Origin of the sequence: Paenibacillus sp. CR_12 (assembly GCF_041953985.1) — a bacterium.
Classification (GTDB): domain Bacteria; phylum Bacillota; class Bacilli; order Paenibacillales; family Paenibacillaceae; genus Paenibacillus_AQ; species Paenibacillus_AQ lautus_A.
In genome coordinates, this window is sequence record NZ_JAVFHO010000004.1 from 542,504 (window position 1) to 558,980 (window position 16,477).

The following is a 16,477-nucleotide window of genomic DNA, read 5'->3' on the forward strand; positions in this document are numbered from 1 at the left end:
CCTGATGGATACGGTCATTGACATTCAGGAACTGACGAAGAGTTACCACGACACGAGAGCGGTGGACCGTTTATCCCTTCAAATCAGGCGGGGCGAGATCTTCGGCCTGCTCGGTCCGAACGGTGCGGGCAAATCCACCACGATCCTGATGCTGCTGGGGCTGAGCGAACCGGATTCGGGATCGATAAGCGTGCTTGGCATCAATCCGACAAGAGAGCCGATTCCGGTGAAGCGGCGGGTTGGGTACCTTCCGGATGACGTCGGCTTTTACGAAGACCGTACCGGCATGGAAAACCTGATGCTAACCGCGCGGTTGAATCGAATTCCGGATAACCAAGCCCGCGAAAGGGCATTGGAGCTGCTGGAGCAGGTAGGTCTCACGCATGCTGCCCACAAGAAGACGGGGGCTTATTCCCGCGGGATGCGGCAGCGGCTCGGACTTGCCGACGTCTTAATGAAATCCCCCGAAATCATCATTCTTGACGAACCGACCCTGGGCATCGATCCGACAGGTATGGAAGAGCTGCTGCGGTTGATACGGAAGCTCAGCCGCGAGCAAGGATTGACCGTGCTGTTATCGTCCCATCAGCTCCACCAGGTTCAGCAGATTTGCGACCGCGTCGGCTTGTTCGTTCGGGGACGGCTCCTCGCCGAAGGCGATGTCGGGAGTCTGTCCCGAACTCTGTTTGCGGATGATCCCATTATGATCACGGCGGAGCTGGATGAGCTTGTGCCCGAATTGCGGGATGCCATCGGCAGCATCCCAGGGGTTCACCAGATCGAAGTTCCGCCTGCCGAGAGCGGTCCGGCTGAATCAAACGACACGCTGACCAGAGACCTGCCAATTCAGGTTCTGATTCGGGCCGATAGGGATTGCAGCCCGGAGATTGCCCGAACGGTCGTAAATGCAGGCGTTCGGCTGTTCTCGCTGAATCGCCAGCAGCACGGCCTGGACGAAATCTACCACCGTTATTTTGCAGGAGGTGAGGAGCATGGCAGAACGAACGACGCCAAGCATACCGGCTAAGCTGACCGGCATGGGCCGCCGGCTGCAAGCCTTATTCGAAAGCAGGAAAAAGGGATCTGCCAAGCCCGCCCGGGCCCCCGGAGAAACGGCAGCCGAAAAATCCGCCCAACCCTCCATGCCCTCGGCATTCGGCGTGCTTGTCCGCAAAGAAATAGCGGACCATATCCGCAGCTGGCGCTTCATCCTGCTGCTAGGCATCATTGCCTTAACCTGCGTAGCCTCGCTGTATACCGCCATGAACAGCATACGGGAAGCCCTCGGATCGGAGAACGGGGTCCATGATTTTGTCATTCTGAAGCTGTTCACCATCTCGGACGGCACCCTTCCGACCTTCATCGGGTTTGTCGGTTTCCTGGGTCCGTTGCTCGGAATCGGCATGGGTTTTGATGCCATCAACAGTGAACGGAACAAAGGCACGCTCAGCCGAATCATGGCCCAGCCGATTCATCGCGACGATCTGCTCAATGCGAAATTCGCGGCTTCCCTGATCGTCATCAGCATCATGTTTATCACGCTCGGGCTGTTGACCATGGCACTGGGCACCCTGATTATCGGCATTCCGCCTACCTTTGAGGAATTTTTACGGATCATCAGTTTTCTGGTCGTGACGATCTGTTACGTCGGCTTCTGGCTGAATCTGTCCATTACGTTCTCCGTAAGGTTCCGACAGCCGGCCACCTCCGCCTTGTCGAGCATCGCCGTCTGGCTGTTCTTCAGCTTCTTCTTTGACATGATCCTGCAGCTGCTGTCGCGGGGACTGGCTCCCAGTACTGCCTCGGCGACGGTCCAAGATGTCATGACCTATCAGAATCTGATGCTGTGGCTAGGCCGGCTGTCGCCGTATACCCTGTTCAATGAAGCGACGACCACCCTGTTGATGCCATCCATCCGCAATCTCGGTCCGCTCACGCAGGAGCAGGTGTATGGAGCCATTGCCAGTCCGCTGCCGTTCGGCCAAAGCCTGCTGCTCGTCTGGCCGCAAATTATCGGGCTGGCCGCAGCCACGCTGATCTGCTTTGCCATCTCCTACGTCCTGTTCCTCCGCCAGGAGATTCGAGGCCGGTCCTGATCTTCAGGCTATACGAACAAGCTCATCTGAAGGATTCTTCAGATGAGCTTGTTTTTTTATCGAGCGTTCAAGCGTTCTCAAGTTATATGATTTGTTCTACCTTCCTTGCACGACGGCTTGCGACAGGAACCCAATCTTCTGCAGCCAACCCTCGCACAGGCGCGTCCATTGCGAAACACTGGCATCTTCTTCCGCAAGGCCAAGGCCATGCCGGCCTTCCGGGAAAACATGCAGTTCGAACGGAATTTGCTGCTTGCTCAGCGATCCGGCATACATCAGGCTGTTCTCGACCGGGACCGCGCCGTCATCCGCGGTATGCCACAGAAAGGAAGGCGGGGTACCCGGTTTTACCGCCCATTCGAGGGACATCGCATTCCTTAAGTCTTCCGCCGGATTCTCCCCCAACAAATTGATCATGGAGCCCTCATGGTAGTAGTCCTTAAATGAAATGACCGGGTAACAGAGAATGGATGCGTTCGGACGGGAGCCCTGCCTCTCAACGCGATCTTCGGCCTCCGGATTTCCTTCATCGAAATAGGTGCTTGCACTGGCCGCGAGATGTCCGCCGGCAGAGAATCCGAGAATTCCGATGCGTTCCGGATCGATGTTCCATTCCTTGGCATGATGCCTTACGAGCCGAATCGCCCGCTGGGCATCATACAGCGGATAAGGATGCCGGTACGGGGCAACCCGATAATGAACGACGAATGCCGATAAGCCGATCGAATTCAGCCACAGGGCAACCGGATCGCCCTCATGATCTGCCCGCCGTCCATATCCGCCGCCCGGCAGAACGATCACGGCTCCGTGTGGTGTTTCTTTTTGTAGAAGATAAGGTGTCATATAAGGCGTGAACGACTCTTCCACCGACGCATATCCTGGTGTATCCTGTTCCCAAAGCTTCATTCTATCCATTCCTTTCCGACTTCATAATTGTCGTTGTCCTTCGAATCGATTTCTTTCAGCCGCAACTCTCTTCGGGTCCAAGCAAATCAAGCCTCAACGGTGTAAACGCATCCAAAAGAGCGGATGGCTCGAGTGCTTTCACGCCATGCTCCGCTCCGCCGGGAATGACGATGGTGTCTCCCTGACGCACAAGGGTCGTCTCGCCGTTGATATAGAATTCAATGGCTCCCTTCAGGCAATAACTCATCTGCTCATGGGGATGACTGTGGAGTGCCCCTTCCGCTCCTGCTTCAAAGTGAACCTCCATCATCATCAGACCGGTCCCAGGTTTAAATACCTTCCTCGTCACACCGGGCTCCGCGTGCTCCCAAACCCCGATCTCCGCCATCCTCTTTCTCCTCTCCTGTGCCAAGCGCCTTATTTTCGCGCCATCGATTCTTCCGTAAACGAGCTTTCTACTTCTTCGGCGAAGGTCATGCATTTTCCTATGGCCATCACCAAAAAAATCGAAATGTCCGCACGAAGATGGATCTTTCTTAATGAGAAGGTCCTTGCCTTCAAACCCGCAACTATATATCTGCAGCTGCCCGAAGATTGGAGAATGCGGAATCGGCGGCATCCAGCTTTCGCTCCTGCAGCCCGCCCAGCTCCCGCAGCGAATAGCGGATCAGAATCGCCTGGGTTCCCGCATTCATATCCCCCTCTACCTCTCCATTGCCCAGCGGAACCGCCTCCGGCATGTCGGGATAATACTCTCCCGGCTTTACCTGGGCCACATTCGGCGCCGGCGGGGAATGATCGATTTCCCGTGAAAATCCGCCGTCCGCGCGTTTGAGACGCGCCATATTCTGCAAGGTGATTTCCGCGATGATCCGAACATCCTGCTCCGGGATGCGCAGCTTCATCGATGTGAGGAGACTGATCGGGTTCCGGACATAACACATATCAACGGCCTCCTCGCTTTGCAGCGCACGCATCAACGAATGGTATATTTCCGATATCCGCGGCAAGGGAGCTTGAAACCGATTATAGAACGTCAGCAGCTTGAAGGTTCCCGATATTCGGACATATGGCGTGCCTTCGCCCCACAGCCCCGTCGCCGGATCTTGCATGCTCGCAAAATACGACAGCGCCTTACGCAAAAACGGCCCCCTCTCTTCCTGCGGCATTTGGGATAAATAAGGGGCCGAATTACACAGACGATCGCAGCCGCGCCAGCTGTTCACCAGACTGATCGAGCGCAGCCACTCCGCATATTCCTCGGGAGAGCGGCAGTATGCCGGAGCCAAATGCCGATTGCCCGGCAGCGGGTGCAAGGGGGCTGCACCCAACTTGCGGAGTGCTCCCACGCTGTACCCAAGCGCTCGTCCCACCATCACATCGTCTGTTCTCATATTGGGATCGGCATCATAAAAGTAACCCGTCGCGGGGTCTTGTTTGGACTGAAAAAACCGCACGAGCCCCGCCTTGATGCCATCGGACAGTCTTTGCAGAAGCCCGCATCGCTCGATAATGCCCAATGCCTGCGCGGTCGACTCGATGTCCGGAACGAACGCCTCGGAATCCCGTGAACTGCGGGCATAATAGAAACCGCCGGAAGCCGCGTCGTATTGCCCCTCGAGCCATTCGAAGAAGCCTTCAAACAGCCTGTCGCCGCCTGCCAGAATATCCTCTAATCCCTGTGCCATTTCTACCCCTTCTTTCAGCTGCTTATGACGTTATATGAAAAGTTCCGGAAAATCACCCTGCCTTTGCCGATGGCATCCAATCCGACGCGGAGACTCTGAAATCCGCCAAACGTGTTATGATGGAACCCTGAAACATCCGCGACCTTGTCGTACCGGATCCACTGCGTCCCCTCGAAGCTGTAATAGAACGAAACGATATGCGCATCGTTAACCAACCGCAGAAATGCCCTGCGAGTATGGTTCGGCATCGTGCCGTATCCCTTGAATGACCGGAAATGCCGGACTCCGCGCTCGTTGACTCCCATGCCGAGATATGCCGCATCGTTGTAATAGAGCAGCAGTCGGCCCTCCGCCGGACCCTCCACGATAATCTCGACCTCTGCTGAGTAACGCTTATGGCCCGCCATGTAGAGCAGCGGAGAAGCTTTGGCTTCCTCGGGTGCTGCTTCGGCTGCCAACTGATGATTCCCCGGACGGAACCGGGTGGAAGGCTCCACGCCTTCGCACTGCCAATGAAGGCCCAGTTCAGATCCGGCAAAGGTATCCCTGAATGAAACGCTTTGATTTACCGCATCGATTTCTTCTTCGTCGTGCGACCCAACATGCCGGTCAAGCCTCTCATGGCCTTCCGCAGCATGAAACCACCCGTCCGAGGTCCATTCGATCGGTTCGAGCAACGTCTGCCGACCGAGCGAATGGAATCCGCCCGCATATGCATGGTAGACCATCCACCACTGGCCGTCAGGACTGTCGATCAGCGAGGCATGTCCCTTGGACCACCAGGGCTCCTCCTTGGATTCCGTATGAACGACCGGGTTATAAGGCGAATGCTCCCACGGCCCCCATGGCGTTCGGGATCTTGACGATACAGCCATATGGCTTGTAGGCGGTCCTGCCGTCCCCCCGACAGCTACCGTCAGATAATAATATCCGTCGCGAACGGTCATCTTCGGCCCTTCCAGGCTGTATGCCTCTACGACCCACTCCTCCGGATACCGCCAGCCGTTATACACATGCCTCACTTCGCCCGCGACCGCGAGCCCGTCTGCCGTAAGCTCTACAAAATCACCGCCCGACATATGCAAATAACGCTTTCCGTCCGGTCCTGCCGTATGCCCCGGATCAATTCCCTTGATCCCCAGATTGATCGGCTTGCTCCACGGTCCCGCCGGACTGGATGCCGTAACGACCCAATTCGTCCGCCCTGCCGGATAATAGATGTAATACCTCCCGTTATGCGCGACGAAATCCGGCGCCCACACATCTCCCTCGTAATGGGGCAGTGCGGCCCCGACCCGGCTCCAATTCAGCAAATCACGCGAATGCCAGATGACGAGCCCGGGCGTCAGCTTGTAGGATGAATGCGTCATGTAATAATCCTCGCCGACCCGGATGATCGACGGGTCCGCATAATTGCCGGCCATGATCGGCGCATGCCGTTTCTTTTCCAACACGCTCCTTCGCTCCTCTCTATCCCTTGATGGATCCCAGCAGCGCGCCCTTCGCAAAATGCTTCTGCAGGAACGGATACACGCATAGTATCGGCAGCGTGGCAATGACGATGACCGCCATCTTCACCGTCTGCTCCGGCGGGCGGACGAATTCGTCCATGCCGGACGTATCGGCCGTCAAGCCGCTGGCAAGAATGACGATCTGCCGCAGGATGACCTGCACAGGCCACTTGGCCGCGTCATTCAGGTACAGAATCGCCGACATATACGTATTCCAGTAGGTAACCGCATAAAAGAGCGATATCGTTGCAATGGCAGGCATCGACAGCGGAATCACGATTCGGAACAGGATGCCCCAATCGCCGGCCCCGTCGATTTTTGCGGATTCCTCCAGCCCCTCGGGCAGGTTCTGAAAAAAGTTTCGCATGATGATGAGGTTGAAGGCATTGATCGCCGTCGGGACAATCAAGGCCGCATACGTATCGATGAGCCCCATCTCCTTCACTACGAGGAACGTCGGTATCATCCCCCCGCTGAACAGCATCGTGAACAAGACCATGAACATGATGAAATTTCGGCCATCCAGATCCCTGCGCGACAGCCCGTAGGCCATCAGGCAGGTTAACAGCATGCTGAACAAAGTGCCCAGGAAGGTTACTCCAACGGAAACGCCTAGCGAACGAAAAACCGTATTGGTCGAAAACACGTATTTGTAAGCGTCAAGGGACCATACGGTCGGAAACAGGACAAACTGCTTCTGCGCCAGCTCCGTCACCGTCGTGAACGATCCGGCGATGACGTGAAGGAAAGGCAGAATGGTAACGAGGCCGATGATCGACAGCAGCGTGTAGTTCACGATATCGAAGATTCGGCTCGATATCGTTTTATCTTGTACCATAGCGGTCCACCTTTCTCATAATTAATAGATGCCTTCTTCTCCGGCCTTTTTGGCCAGCCAATTGGCCAGCATCACCAGAATGAGACCGATCAGCGATTTAAAGAACCCGACCGCCGTGCTGAAGCTGAACTGTCCTTGCTTCAGACCCGCGGTGTACACATACGTATCGAAAATCTCCGCAACATCCCGGTTCATCGAGTTTAAGAGGAGATAGATATGTTCGAACCCAAGTTCCAGCACGTCGCCGATTTTCAAAATCAATAAAACGACGATCACGCTTCGAATCGAAGGGAGCGTGATATGCCACATTTGCCGAAAGCGGCTGGCTCCGTCAATTCGGGACGCTTCGTATAAACCCGGATCAATCGCGGCCATGGCGGCCAAATAAATGATGGTCCCCCAGCCGGCCTCACGCCAGATGATCTGCAGGACATACATCGGCCTGAACCACTCGCTGCTCATCAGGAAATTGATTTTTTCGAATCCGGCCATAACCAGCAGCTCATTGATAATGCCGCGATCCATCGAGAGCATGACAAACGAAATGGATACGATGATGACCCACGACATGAAATGGGGAATGTACACCAGCGTCTGGATAAAACGTTTAAACGCTTCGCGCCGGACCTCGTTGAGCATTAAGGCAAGAATGATCGGCACGGGGAAATAAAATGCCAGGTTCAAGAAAAACAGCAGCAGCGTGTTGCCTAATATCGTGAAGAACATCGGCTCGGTAAACAGCCGCTCAAAGTGCTTGAGCCCCACCCAGGGGCTGCCCGTTACGCCCAGATAAGCCTGATAATCCTGGAAGGCTATGATCAATCCCGACATCGGGATGTATTTAAAGATCAGGAAGTATAAAAATCCCGGAAGTATCATGAGATAGATCGCCCGGTTTTTAACGATTCTTCTCATTCGACCGGACTCCGGTATTGTGGGGGCGTCCTTGCGCATCCCGGTCTTCACTGCGGTTTCGCTCATGATCTCAGACTTCCTTTCTGCCCCGAAGCCTGCCGGAGACTGCAGCATTGCAGTCTCCGGCCGTTCGGGATGCTGGCATGTTCGTTATTTGGAAGATTCGTAGGAAACGTTGAACTCATCGATGATTTGCTGACCGCCGCTCTTTAGCCAGTTGTCCACGACGGCTTGGAATCCGGCCTCGTCCAGATCTCCGAGCATGAACCGATACGTGCCGTCCTTGATCATCTCCTGCAGCTGCACGCCCTTTTCGTTAAACGTCTTGGAGTCCAGGGAAGCCGAAGGATCCTCTATGAGATAATCATTGTTCTCCACGATCATCTCCTCCGCCTTCGCTTTAACAGGAAGCATATGCTTCGGCTCATAGAATCCTTCGATCGTTAGCGGCCCGCCCACCTGCATCGCTTGATAAGGCTTCACTTCACGATCGGTCAGCTTGGTGTCCTCCGAAGGAACGACCTTGCCTTCCTCCAGCTGGTGGTGCTGTCCTTCCACTCCCCAATAGATCAGGTTGCCGAGCTCAGGGCTCATCAGCTGATCCATGAAGGCAAGCACTCCTTTCAGTTCTTCCTCCGATTTGATGGCTGTTTTCGGAAAGAGTATCACCGAGCCGTAGCCGGGAACCGACCAGATTCCGAAGCCGTTCGGTCCTCCCTCGATTTTATTCTGAACATCGAGCTCCGCATCCGGATTCACTTCGACGACCTTGGGATGCAGGCTGGATACGTCCCCCATCGCTCCGATATAAACGCCCGATTTGCCGGTAATGAACAAATTTTGCTGATCGGTTTTGCTGGTAACCGGGAAATCCTGATTGATCAACCCTTCCTGATGAAGTTTCTTAAAGAATTTCATCGTCTCCATATATTCGGGGAACATGAACTCGGGAGCCAGCTTGCCGTCCTTCTCGCCCCAGTTATTCGGTGTCCCGAGCCATGAGCTTATCGTTTTGAATGCCCCATAGATCAGATCGTTCCGGTCCGTCAACGGAATCGTGTCGTCTTGGCCGTTGCCGTCAGGATCCTTTTCCTTGAACTGCTTCAGCATATTATAGAACTCGTCAATATTGGTCGGAGCGCTGAGCCCAAGCTTGTCGGCCCAATCCTTGCGATAAATGATGCCTTGGCGCGACAAAGGCACTTCACGGTATAACGCATAGATTTTGCCGTCCACCGCCGTGTTTTTTAACACATCGGGTTTCAGCTTGCTGAGGTTCGGGTATTGATCCAGCAGCGGCCCGATTTCCCAGAATTGCCCGTTGCGGATCGCGTCCCGCATATTCACTAGCGAAGCGGCATTCTTCAGATACGTCACCTGCGGCAGCGTTCCGGTTGCGAAGGATGCATTGACCTTTTCGTCGTAAGTGCCGTCCGGCACCCACTGAATGTCAAGCTTGGTGCCCGTTTTCTCTTCCAGCAGCTTCTCGATCATGTCGGAAGGAACTTCAGGGGTGTGAAGGTTGGCCATGATCGAGATGGCAACCGGTTCGCTTGGTTTCTCGCCTTGCGCCTGACCTCCATTTGTGCTGCTGCCGGTTGCTGCAGGGGCGGAGCCGCCGCCACAGCCCGCCAACACGGATAAAGCGGTTACAATTGCCAGGATGGTACTGGCTTTTTTCTTCTTCATCATCTGACCTCCGTTATAATTGGGTTAAGGACTGACAAGAAACAGCTTAGATGACGGAAGCTCGGTGCGTATATAATCCTTCGATTGGATATGGGGAGTTCGGCCGCACCCGGCATAGGAAGCCGGGGGAATCAAATCTAATGATTACATAGGCAATGGGATCGCCGATGATGGCGCGACAACAAAAAAACCGCCGGGGAAATCAATCCCCTAGCGGTATTTCTCATGCAGATACGGTCCCACCGTGCTTCGATACGAAGCATCATATTCCTCGATAATCTGGCTCCCCCCTTCTTCAAGCCAACGGTCGATCTCCGCCTCGAACCCCTTCTCATCGATCATTCCCAGCATGAATTGATAGGTGGCGTCCCGCATGCGTTCATTCAATCGGACGCCGATCTCGTTATACAGCGGAGATTCGAGCGGTGCGGTAGGATCATAGATGAGGAAGCTTTCATTATCATAAATCAGCCGCTCGGCTTTATCCTTGACCTTATTCGTGTTAACCGGCTCCAGCATGCCCGGGATGGTGCTGAAGCTTCCGGCCATCAAAGCCTGGTAAGGCTTCACGTCCTTCTCCCTCAGCTCAAAAGCATCCACCGCCACCGCTTTGCCATCCTGTACGGTATAGTGGGTGCCCTCGATTCCCCAATACATCAGGTTCGCAAGCTCTGGACTCATTAGCGCATCGTAGAAGGAGAGCACATTCTTCAATTCCTCTTCCGTGGCGATCGCGGACTTCGGAAACAAGATGACCGTTCCGTATCCCTGCGATGCCCATATCCCGAACCCTTCCGGCCCGCGAACCCGATTCTGAACATCGAGTACGGCCTCAGGGTCATTCGCCAGCAGCCTTGACTGCAGAGACAGGACGTCCCCCATCGCGCCGATATAGACCCCGGCTTTCCCCGTAATGAACAGCTCCTGCTGGTCCGTCTTGCTGGTAATCGGAAAATCTTCATTCACCAGTCCTTCGCTATGCAGCTTCTTAAAGAATCTCATCGTTTCCATATACTGCGGAAAGACGAATTCCGGCTGCAACGAATCGTTGTACCATCCCCAACGATTCGGCGTTTTGTAGTAGGAGCTGATCGTCTTGAAAGCCCCGTAAATCAAGTCGTTGCGGTCCGTTAAGCCGATGGTATCATCGATGCCGTTGTTGTCCGGATCGTTAAATGTAAACCCTTTCAGCATTTCGTATAAATCGTCAAGCGTTTCCGGCGCCGGAAGCCCCAGCCGATCCGCCCAATCCTTCCGGTAAATGATGCCCGATCGGGCCAAGGCACGCTCCTGATACAGGCTGTACAGCTTCCCGTCAATAGCGGTATTCCTTAAAACCTCGGGCTTCAATCGCTTTAAATTCGGATAGCCGTCAAGGTACGGGCCGATTTCCCAGAACAGCCCGCTTCGTATTTCATCCCTGAAGTAGGACAAGGATGCGGCATTCTTGAGATAGAGGACTTGCGGCAAGGTCCCTGTCGCAAGCGCTGCAAACACTTTTTCATCATAACTGCCGTCCGGCACCCACTGGATGTCCAGCTGAACGCCCGTTTTTTCCTCGATCTCTTTCTCGATCCGATCGGATGGAATCTCGGTGGTGTGCAGGTTGGCCATCATCGAAATGCGGGTACTGCGTTCAAAAGACGCATTTCCGCCATCCGCCCCCGATGAGCGGGCCATGGTGATGCAAGCAGCCGATACCAATAGGATAGCGAGCGTAAGCATAACATAGTTTGACAGACGGGTCATCAATCCGTTCTACCTCCGTTCCCCCATGTTTCTTGCGGATCCCAGGTGACTGAGACGATCATATCATATGTACATCTTTTTTCATGACAAACCAGGATGATCAAATCCAGTGATTATTCATTTTGAAATGATTATTGAATGTAACGGGGGTTGCCCATACAATGATTATACACTTTGTTAAACAGGAAGGTGTACCTATTGCATCCAAAAAGTAGCTTTTATTCTAAAATGGTCCTGTTCGGCTGCTTCATCAGCATCATTCCTCTTGTGGCCCTCGGCTTCTTCTCGTTCATGAAATCATCCACCTCCGTGCAAAACCATGTCAACAGCAGCAACATCCAGATCATGAATCAAACGAACAGCAATCTTGAACAGGTGCTGAGGACCGTAGACTATACACTGAATTACGTCATCAATTCCAACATGCTGCAAAGCGCCTTATATCGTCCCCTGTCCTATTATGACTTCCAGCTGTATAACAAACTGAGAGAAGAGATGAGTCTGCTGCAGTCTCCCGAAACCAAAGTAACGGACGTCATTCTTGCGAATGCGACAAGCAACTGGCTGATCAATAACCGGGGCATGTACGAATTTAATGAATACGCTTCCAAAGGGACGCTCCTGAAGCTTCTCGAGCTGCAAGGAAACTCCAATTGGATGATGCTGGAGACCGAATCCCTCGGCTCCAGCGATACGCTCAGTTATGCCTGCCCCTATACGATCGCCCTTGTGAAGAAAATGCCGCTCTCTTCCTCCAGCGCCCGAGGCGTCGCCCTTGCCACCATTCCCAGCTGCAGTCTTGCCGCCATGATGGACAGCCCTTCCGAATCCCGGGAGGTCATGGTGCTGGACCACAATTACCGGATCGTTGTACATCCGGAGCAAGGGAAACTGGGACTATATCTGACCGATACCGGGTATGCGGAGGCGGAGCTGGACCATTTTGACAGCAAATCGGGGCAGTTCGAGACGAAGATCGACAACAGGCAAGTGTCGGTTACGTACGTGCGTTCCGATTTTAACGGCTGGCTGTATGCCTCCTTCACCGAAATGTCCGCCATCACGAAGGAGTCCCGTTCCATCGGCTGGTTCACGCTGTATATCTGCCTGCTGATGATCGGTTTCAGCGTCCTGATTGTATGGCTTGGAACGCGGAAGATGTATACGCCGATCCGTCACATTTTCGAAAATATCGTGGAGCGTCTCCCGGAAATCCAAGCGAACAAAAAGAGCGAGCTGCAAGTCATCGACGAACATATCCGGGATATGTTCAATTCGAATACCAAGCTCCGCAGCGAGCTTCGGCAGACGAGCCAGCAGGTGCGCACCTTTTTCCTCCATAAACTGTTCCTGGGCAAGATCAATCCGCCCGAAGCGATGGAACAAATCGAGATGTTCGGCTTCAAGGAGCAAGTATCCGCATGGGAACAGCTGGCGGTCTTCACCCTCCAGATCGACATGCTGGACGAAACCCGCTATGAACGCAAAGACCGGGATTTGCTGCTGTTTGCCGTCAACAATATCATCGAGGAGATGATCCCCTTCTCCCACCGGCTCCCCTCCGTCATTATCGACCTTACGCAGGTTACGCTCATCGGACGAGGCGGCATCACGCCTGAGGCATTCAACGATTATGTGTATACCCTATCGGAGGAGATCCAGAAGACGACGCGAAGTTTCCTGGACCTGGAGGTCAGCATCGGCATCAGCCTGCCTTACGACAACCTGTCCAAAACGTCGCGCGCTTACCAGGAAGGGCTTGAAGCCCTGAAACACCGCATCAAGCTGGGAACCGGCGTCATCGTCCCTTATTTCAGCCTGAACTCCGGCAAGCATACCCGGGTCTACTTCTACCCGATGCAGGTGGAGAACGAGCTGATCGATGCCATCAAGCTGGCTGACGAGGAACGGGCCGTGGAGCTTCTGAGGCAGTGGCTGGACGAGGTGTTTCGCAAGGACCGGACGCCGCATGAGTATCAAATCTCGCTCATCCGGCTGTTGAATGACCTGATGATCGTGATGCAGGAGAACGGGATCATGCTGGAGCAGCTTGACATCCGGGACAGCTCCCTCGTGGAGGAGCTTCTTCGGCTCTACACCAATCCCGATATCGAGAGCTGGTTCAAATCCCGGATCATCCGGCCGATGGTGAGTGTGTTCAGGGATCGCCAGGACTCTCAATACCAGAACCTCTCCGAGCAGATGATCGAGATGATCCGCAAGGAATTCGACCGCAACATTACGCTTGAGGAATGTGCTTCGCGCCTCCATTACAACAATTTTTATCTAAGCAGCGTGTTCAAGAAAGAAACCAACATGTCCTTCAGCGAATACCTGTCCCAATACCGCTTCAAGATGTCCAAGAAATGGCTTGTCGAAACCGATATGCCCATTAAGGATATTGCGGAGAAGCTGAGTTACAACAATTCGCAGAACTTTATCCGGTCCTTCCGCAAGCTGGAGGGGATGACGCCCGGGCAATACCGCAGCAAATACAAAACCGGATCATAAGCCTTGTAAAACGGCATCAGATTACCAAAAAAGGTCACCTGTGTCCCGTACTTTTCCTAAGGATGAGCATCTACAATTAGAATAGTCACTTTTTGTGCCGATTGTTGATCATTTACGAAACCATCCCAAAAGGAGAATCTGTGCCATGATACGAGAAATGCAGGCCGATATCGTCATTCTCGGCGGCGGGACAGGAGGAACAGCCGCTGCGCTTGCCGCCGCCAAATCAGGAAAAACCGTCATCATGACCGAGGAAACGACTTGGATCGGGGGACAGCTGACCAGCCAGGCGGTTCCGCCCGACGAGCATCCGTGGATTGAATCCTTTGGCTGCACGCGCAGCTACCGGCAGTTCCGCGAAGGCGTCCGCCAGTACTATCGCGATTATTTTCCCATGACGCCCGAGGCCAGATCCAACGTGCAGTTGAATCCCGGCAGCGGCATCGTCAGCCGGCTGTGCCATGAGCCCCGCACGGCGCTCGCCGTGCTGCACCAAATGCTGGCCCCGTACATTCACAGCGGGCGGCTGACGATCCTGTATCAATATGCGGCGGAGTCTGCCGACGTTTCAGGGGATCGCGTGGACAGCGTAACCGTGCGTCATCTTGAAACCGAGGATCAAATCGTCCTCCGCGCCCCGTTCTTCGTGGATGCCACCGAGCTAGGGGATCTGCTTCCGCTGGCAGGCATCGAATATGTCACCGGTGCGGAGTCCAAATCCCAAACAGGGGAGCCGCACGCCGTCGACGGCGATCCGCTGCCGCAGGACATGCAAGGCTTTACGTATTGTTTTGCCGTCGACTATCTGGAGGGTGAAGACCATACGATTGAGAAGCCCGCGCTTTATGATTTTTGGCGGGAGTATAAACCCGATTTCTGGCCGGATAAGCTGTTAAGCCTGACCGCCGTCAAGCCGTCGACGAATGAGCCGGTCGAGTATGAGATTTTCCCGGGACACGGCAAGTTCCCGCTTTATCAATACCGTCAAATCCTGGACCCGAAGCATTTTGCCGAAGGTACGTTCGACAGTTCGGTGTCGCTAGTGAACTGGCCGCAGAACGACTACTGGCTGGGTTCCATTATCGATGTGCCGAAGGAAGAGGCCGACCATCATATTGATCAAGCCAAACAGCTCAGCTTGTCCCTGCTGTACTGGCTTCAAACCGAGGTGCCCCGGCCGGATGGCGGACAGGGTTATCCCGGACTGCGTCTGCGTCCCGATGTGGTTGGAACGGAAGACGGAATGGCCATGTATCCTTACATCCGTGAGTCGAGAAGAATTCAGGCCGAGTTCACGGTCCTGGAACAGCATGTGGCAACCGAATCGCGCCCTGACGGCGTTGCCGAAACGTTCCACGATTCCGTCGGTATCGGCTGTTACCGGATCGATTTGCACCCGAGCACGGGTGAGCGTCCTTACATTGATATCTCTTCCCTGCCATTCCAAATTCCGCTGGGCAGCTTAATACCGAAGCGGGTGAAGAATGTGCTGGCGGCCAGCAAAAACATCGGGGTCACCCACATTACGAACGGCTGCTACCGGCTGCATCCCGTAGAATGGAACATCGGCGAGGCCGCCGGATACTGCATCAGCCATTGCCTGGATCATGACATTTTGCCGACGGATGTTCGGAACGACGAAGAAAGACTGGCCAGCTTCCAGCAAAAGCTCGTAAGCGAAGGCATCGAGCTGGCATGGCCGGCACTCCGGCCCGTCTGATCCGCCGCCGCTATAGAACCGCTGCAAAAACCAGCTCAAGGACAACGCCCTGAGCTGGTTTTGGTTTTTCCATTTTATAACTCATCAGCCGTTACGTATTGAATCTGCTCGGGGAAATGGCGATCCATGCTGCACACCGACAGCTTGTACCCTTCTTCCAGCGCGTATTGCTTAAAATAGTAGGTTCCTCCGTTCTCGCCAACCACGGGTGCCCACTCCCATTCAACGCCTTGCCGCTCCATTACAAAAGAATCTAACGGCAGATGCAAGCCTTTGCCAACGGCCTTGATGTAGCTTTCTTTTAGCGTCCATAAATCAAAGAAGCGGGAAAGCCGTTCGGATGGAGGGCAGTTAAGCAGCGCGTTAAACTCGGTTTTATGGAAATAACGTTTGGCGATATCCATATCGATGTTCTCCATTTTCTCGACGTCGATCCCGACCGGCTCATAGCCGACGGCGCACACGACCCACTGCCCGGAATGGGAGACGTTAAAATGCAGGTTATCATGATCCTTCAAGAATGGTTTGCCGTAAGCGTTTCTGATGATTTCCATATTCGTCCGTTCCCGTCCCAGCTTATCCCGAAGCATGCGATGGGCCAAGGCATCGCCAAGCACCGAACGTTGGTAATCGCTCGCCCTTCTGAACTTGGACACATACTCCTGTCGACCAGGGGACAGCCTCTGGAACAAGGCCCGAAACGTTTCGTCGCGGATATGATCCGAATTCCGGATCGCGTAGACCTCCACAGCGCTAGGCTGATTCTCATTAAAAGTGTCCATAACTCCGCCCTTTCTCTAAACATTGTCCCGTGTTCACTTCGATATGTACGTACCGTTCCCCTGCTTCTTTCC

13 protein-coding genes are annotated in these 16,477 nt (G+C 54.2%); 4 read left to right on the forward strand and 9 right to left on the reverse strand.

From position 1 onward, the window contains the following. Positions 1-4: 4 nt before the first annotated feature. The gene (locus RB297_RS18155) at positions 5-1,027 is read left to right on the forward strand and encodes an ABC transporter ATP-binding protein (protein WP_096772997.1); all 1,023 of its coding nucleotides are present in this window, start codon (positions 5-7) and stop codon (positions 1,025-1,027) included. Continuing rightward, the gene (locus tag RB297_RS18160) at positions 993-2,096 is read left to right on the forward strand and encodes an ABC transporter permease (protein ID WP_228468769.1); all 1,104 of its coding nucleotides are present in this window, start codon (positions 993-995) and stop codon (positions 2,094-2,096) included. The genes RB297_RS18155 and RB297_RS18160 overlap by 35 nt, the downstream gene beginning before the upstream one ends. Positions 2,097-2,192: 96 nt before the next feature. On the opposite strand, the gene RB297_RS18165 is transcribed toward RB297_RS18160, so the two are convergent. From RB297_RS18165 to RB297_RS18200, 8 genes are all read right to left on the reverse strand, one after another. Beyond that, positions 2,193-3,002 carry an alpha/beta hydrolase gene (locus RB297_RS18165; protein WP_375121068.1) on the reverse strand — a complete coding sequence of 270 codons (810 nt, stop codon included), beginning with the start codon at positions 3,000-3,002 and terminating at the stop codon, positions 2,193-2,195. A gap of 55 nt (positions 3,003-3,057) precedes the next feature. Beyond that, a complete protein-coding gene (locus RB297_RS18170; protein ID WP_375121069.1) occupies positions 3,058-3,390 on the reverse strand; it encodes a cupin domain-containing protein in 333 nt (110 codons plus the stop codon). A gap of 181 nt (positions 3,391-3,571) precedes the next feature. Beyond that, the gene (locus RB297_RS18175; protein ID WP_375121070.1) at positions 3,572-4,690 is read right to left on the reverse strand and encodes a hypothetical protein; all 1,119 of its coding nucleotides are present in this window, start codon (positions 4,688-4,690) and stop codon (positions 3,572-3,574) included. Between the two features lie 14 nt (positions 4,691-4,704). Then, a complete protein-coding gene (locus tag RB297_RS18180) occupies positions 4,705-6,114 on the reverse strand; it encodes a family 43 glycosylhydrolase (RefSeq protein WP_375121118.1) in 1,410 nt (469 codons plus the stop codon). A 46-nt stretch (positions 6,115-6,160) separates the two neighbouring features. Then, positions 6,161-7,039: a carbohydrate ABC transporter permease gene (locus RB297_RS18185; RefSeq protein WP_009592190.1), complete on the reverse strand. Its 879-nt coding sequence runs from the start codon at positions 7,037-7,039 to the stop codon at positions 6,161-6,163. Positions 7,040-7,060: 21 nt separating this feature from the next. Then, positions 7,061-7,954, reverse strand: a complete 894-nt coding sequence (locus RB297_RS18190) for an ABC transporter permease (protein ID WP_375121119.1) — start codon at positions 7,952-7,954, stop codon at positions 7,061-7,063. Between the two features lie 150 nt (positions 7,955-8,104). Further along, positions 8,105-9,643 (reverse strand): extracellular solute-binding protein, encoded by a 1,539-nt coding sequence (locus RB297_RS18195; protein WP_036672196.1) that lies wholly within the window; start codon positions 9,641-9,643, stop codon positions 8,105-8,107. Between the two features lie 210 nt (positions 9,644-9,853). Further along, positions 9,854-11,392, reverse strand: a complete 1,539-nt coding sequence (locus RB297_RS18200) for an extracellular solute-binding protein (RefSeq protein WP_375121071.1) — start codon at positions 11,390-11,392, stop codon at positions 9,854-9,856. A gap of 198 nt (positions 11,393-11,590) precedes the next feature. Here RB297_RS18200 and RB297_RS18205 point away from each other — a divergent pair, with 198 nt between their 5' ends. After that, complete coding sequence (locus tag RB297_RS18205) at positions 11,591-13,903, forward strand: helix-turn-helix domain-containing protein (protein WP_375121072.1); 2,313 nt, start codon at positions 11,591-11,593, stop codon at positions 13,901-13,903. A gap of 145 nt (positions 13,904-14,048) precedes the next feature. Then, positions 14,049-15,623, forward strand: coding sequence for an FAD-dependent oxidoreductase (locus tag RB297_RS18210; protein ID WP_375121073.1), 1,575 nt, complete (start codon positions 14,049-14,051; stop codon positions 15,621-15,623). A gap of 74 nt (positions 15,624-15,697) precedes the next feature. On the opposite strand, the gene RB297_RS18215 is transcribed toward RB297_RS18210, so the two are convergent. Next, a complete protein-coding gene (locus tag RB297_RS18215; protein ID WP_375121074.1) occupies positions 15,698-16,405 on the reverse strand; it encodes a 4'-phosphopantetheinyl transferase family protein in 708 nt (235 codons plus the stop codon). Positions 16,406-16,477: the final 72 nt, after the last annotated feature.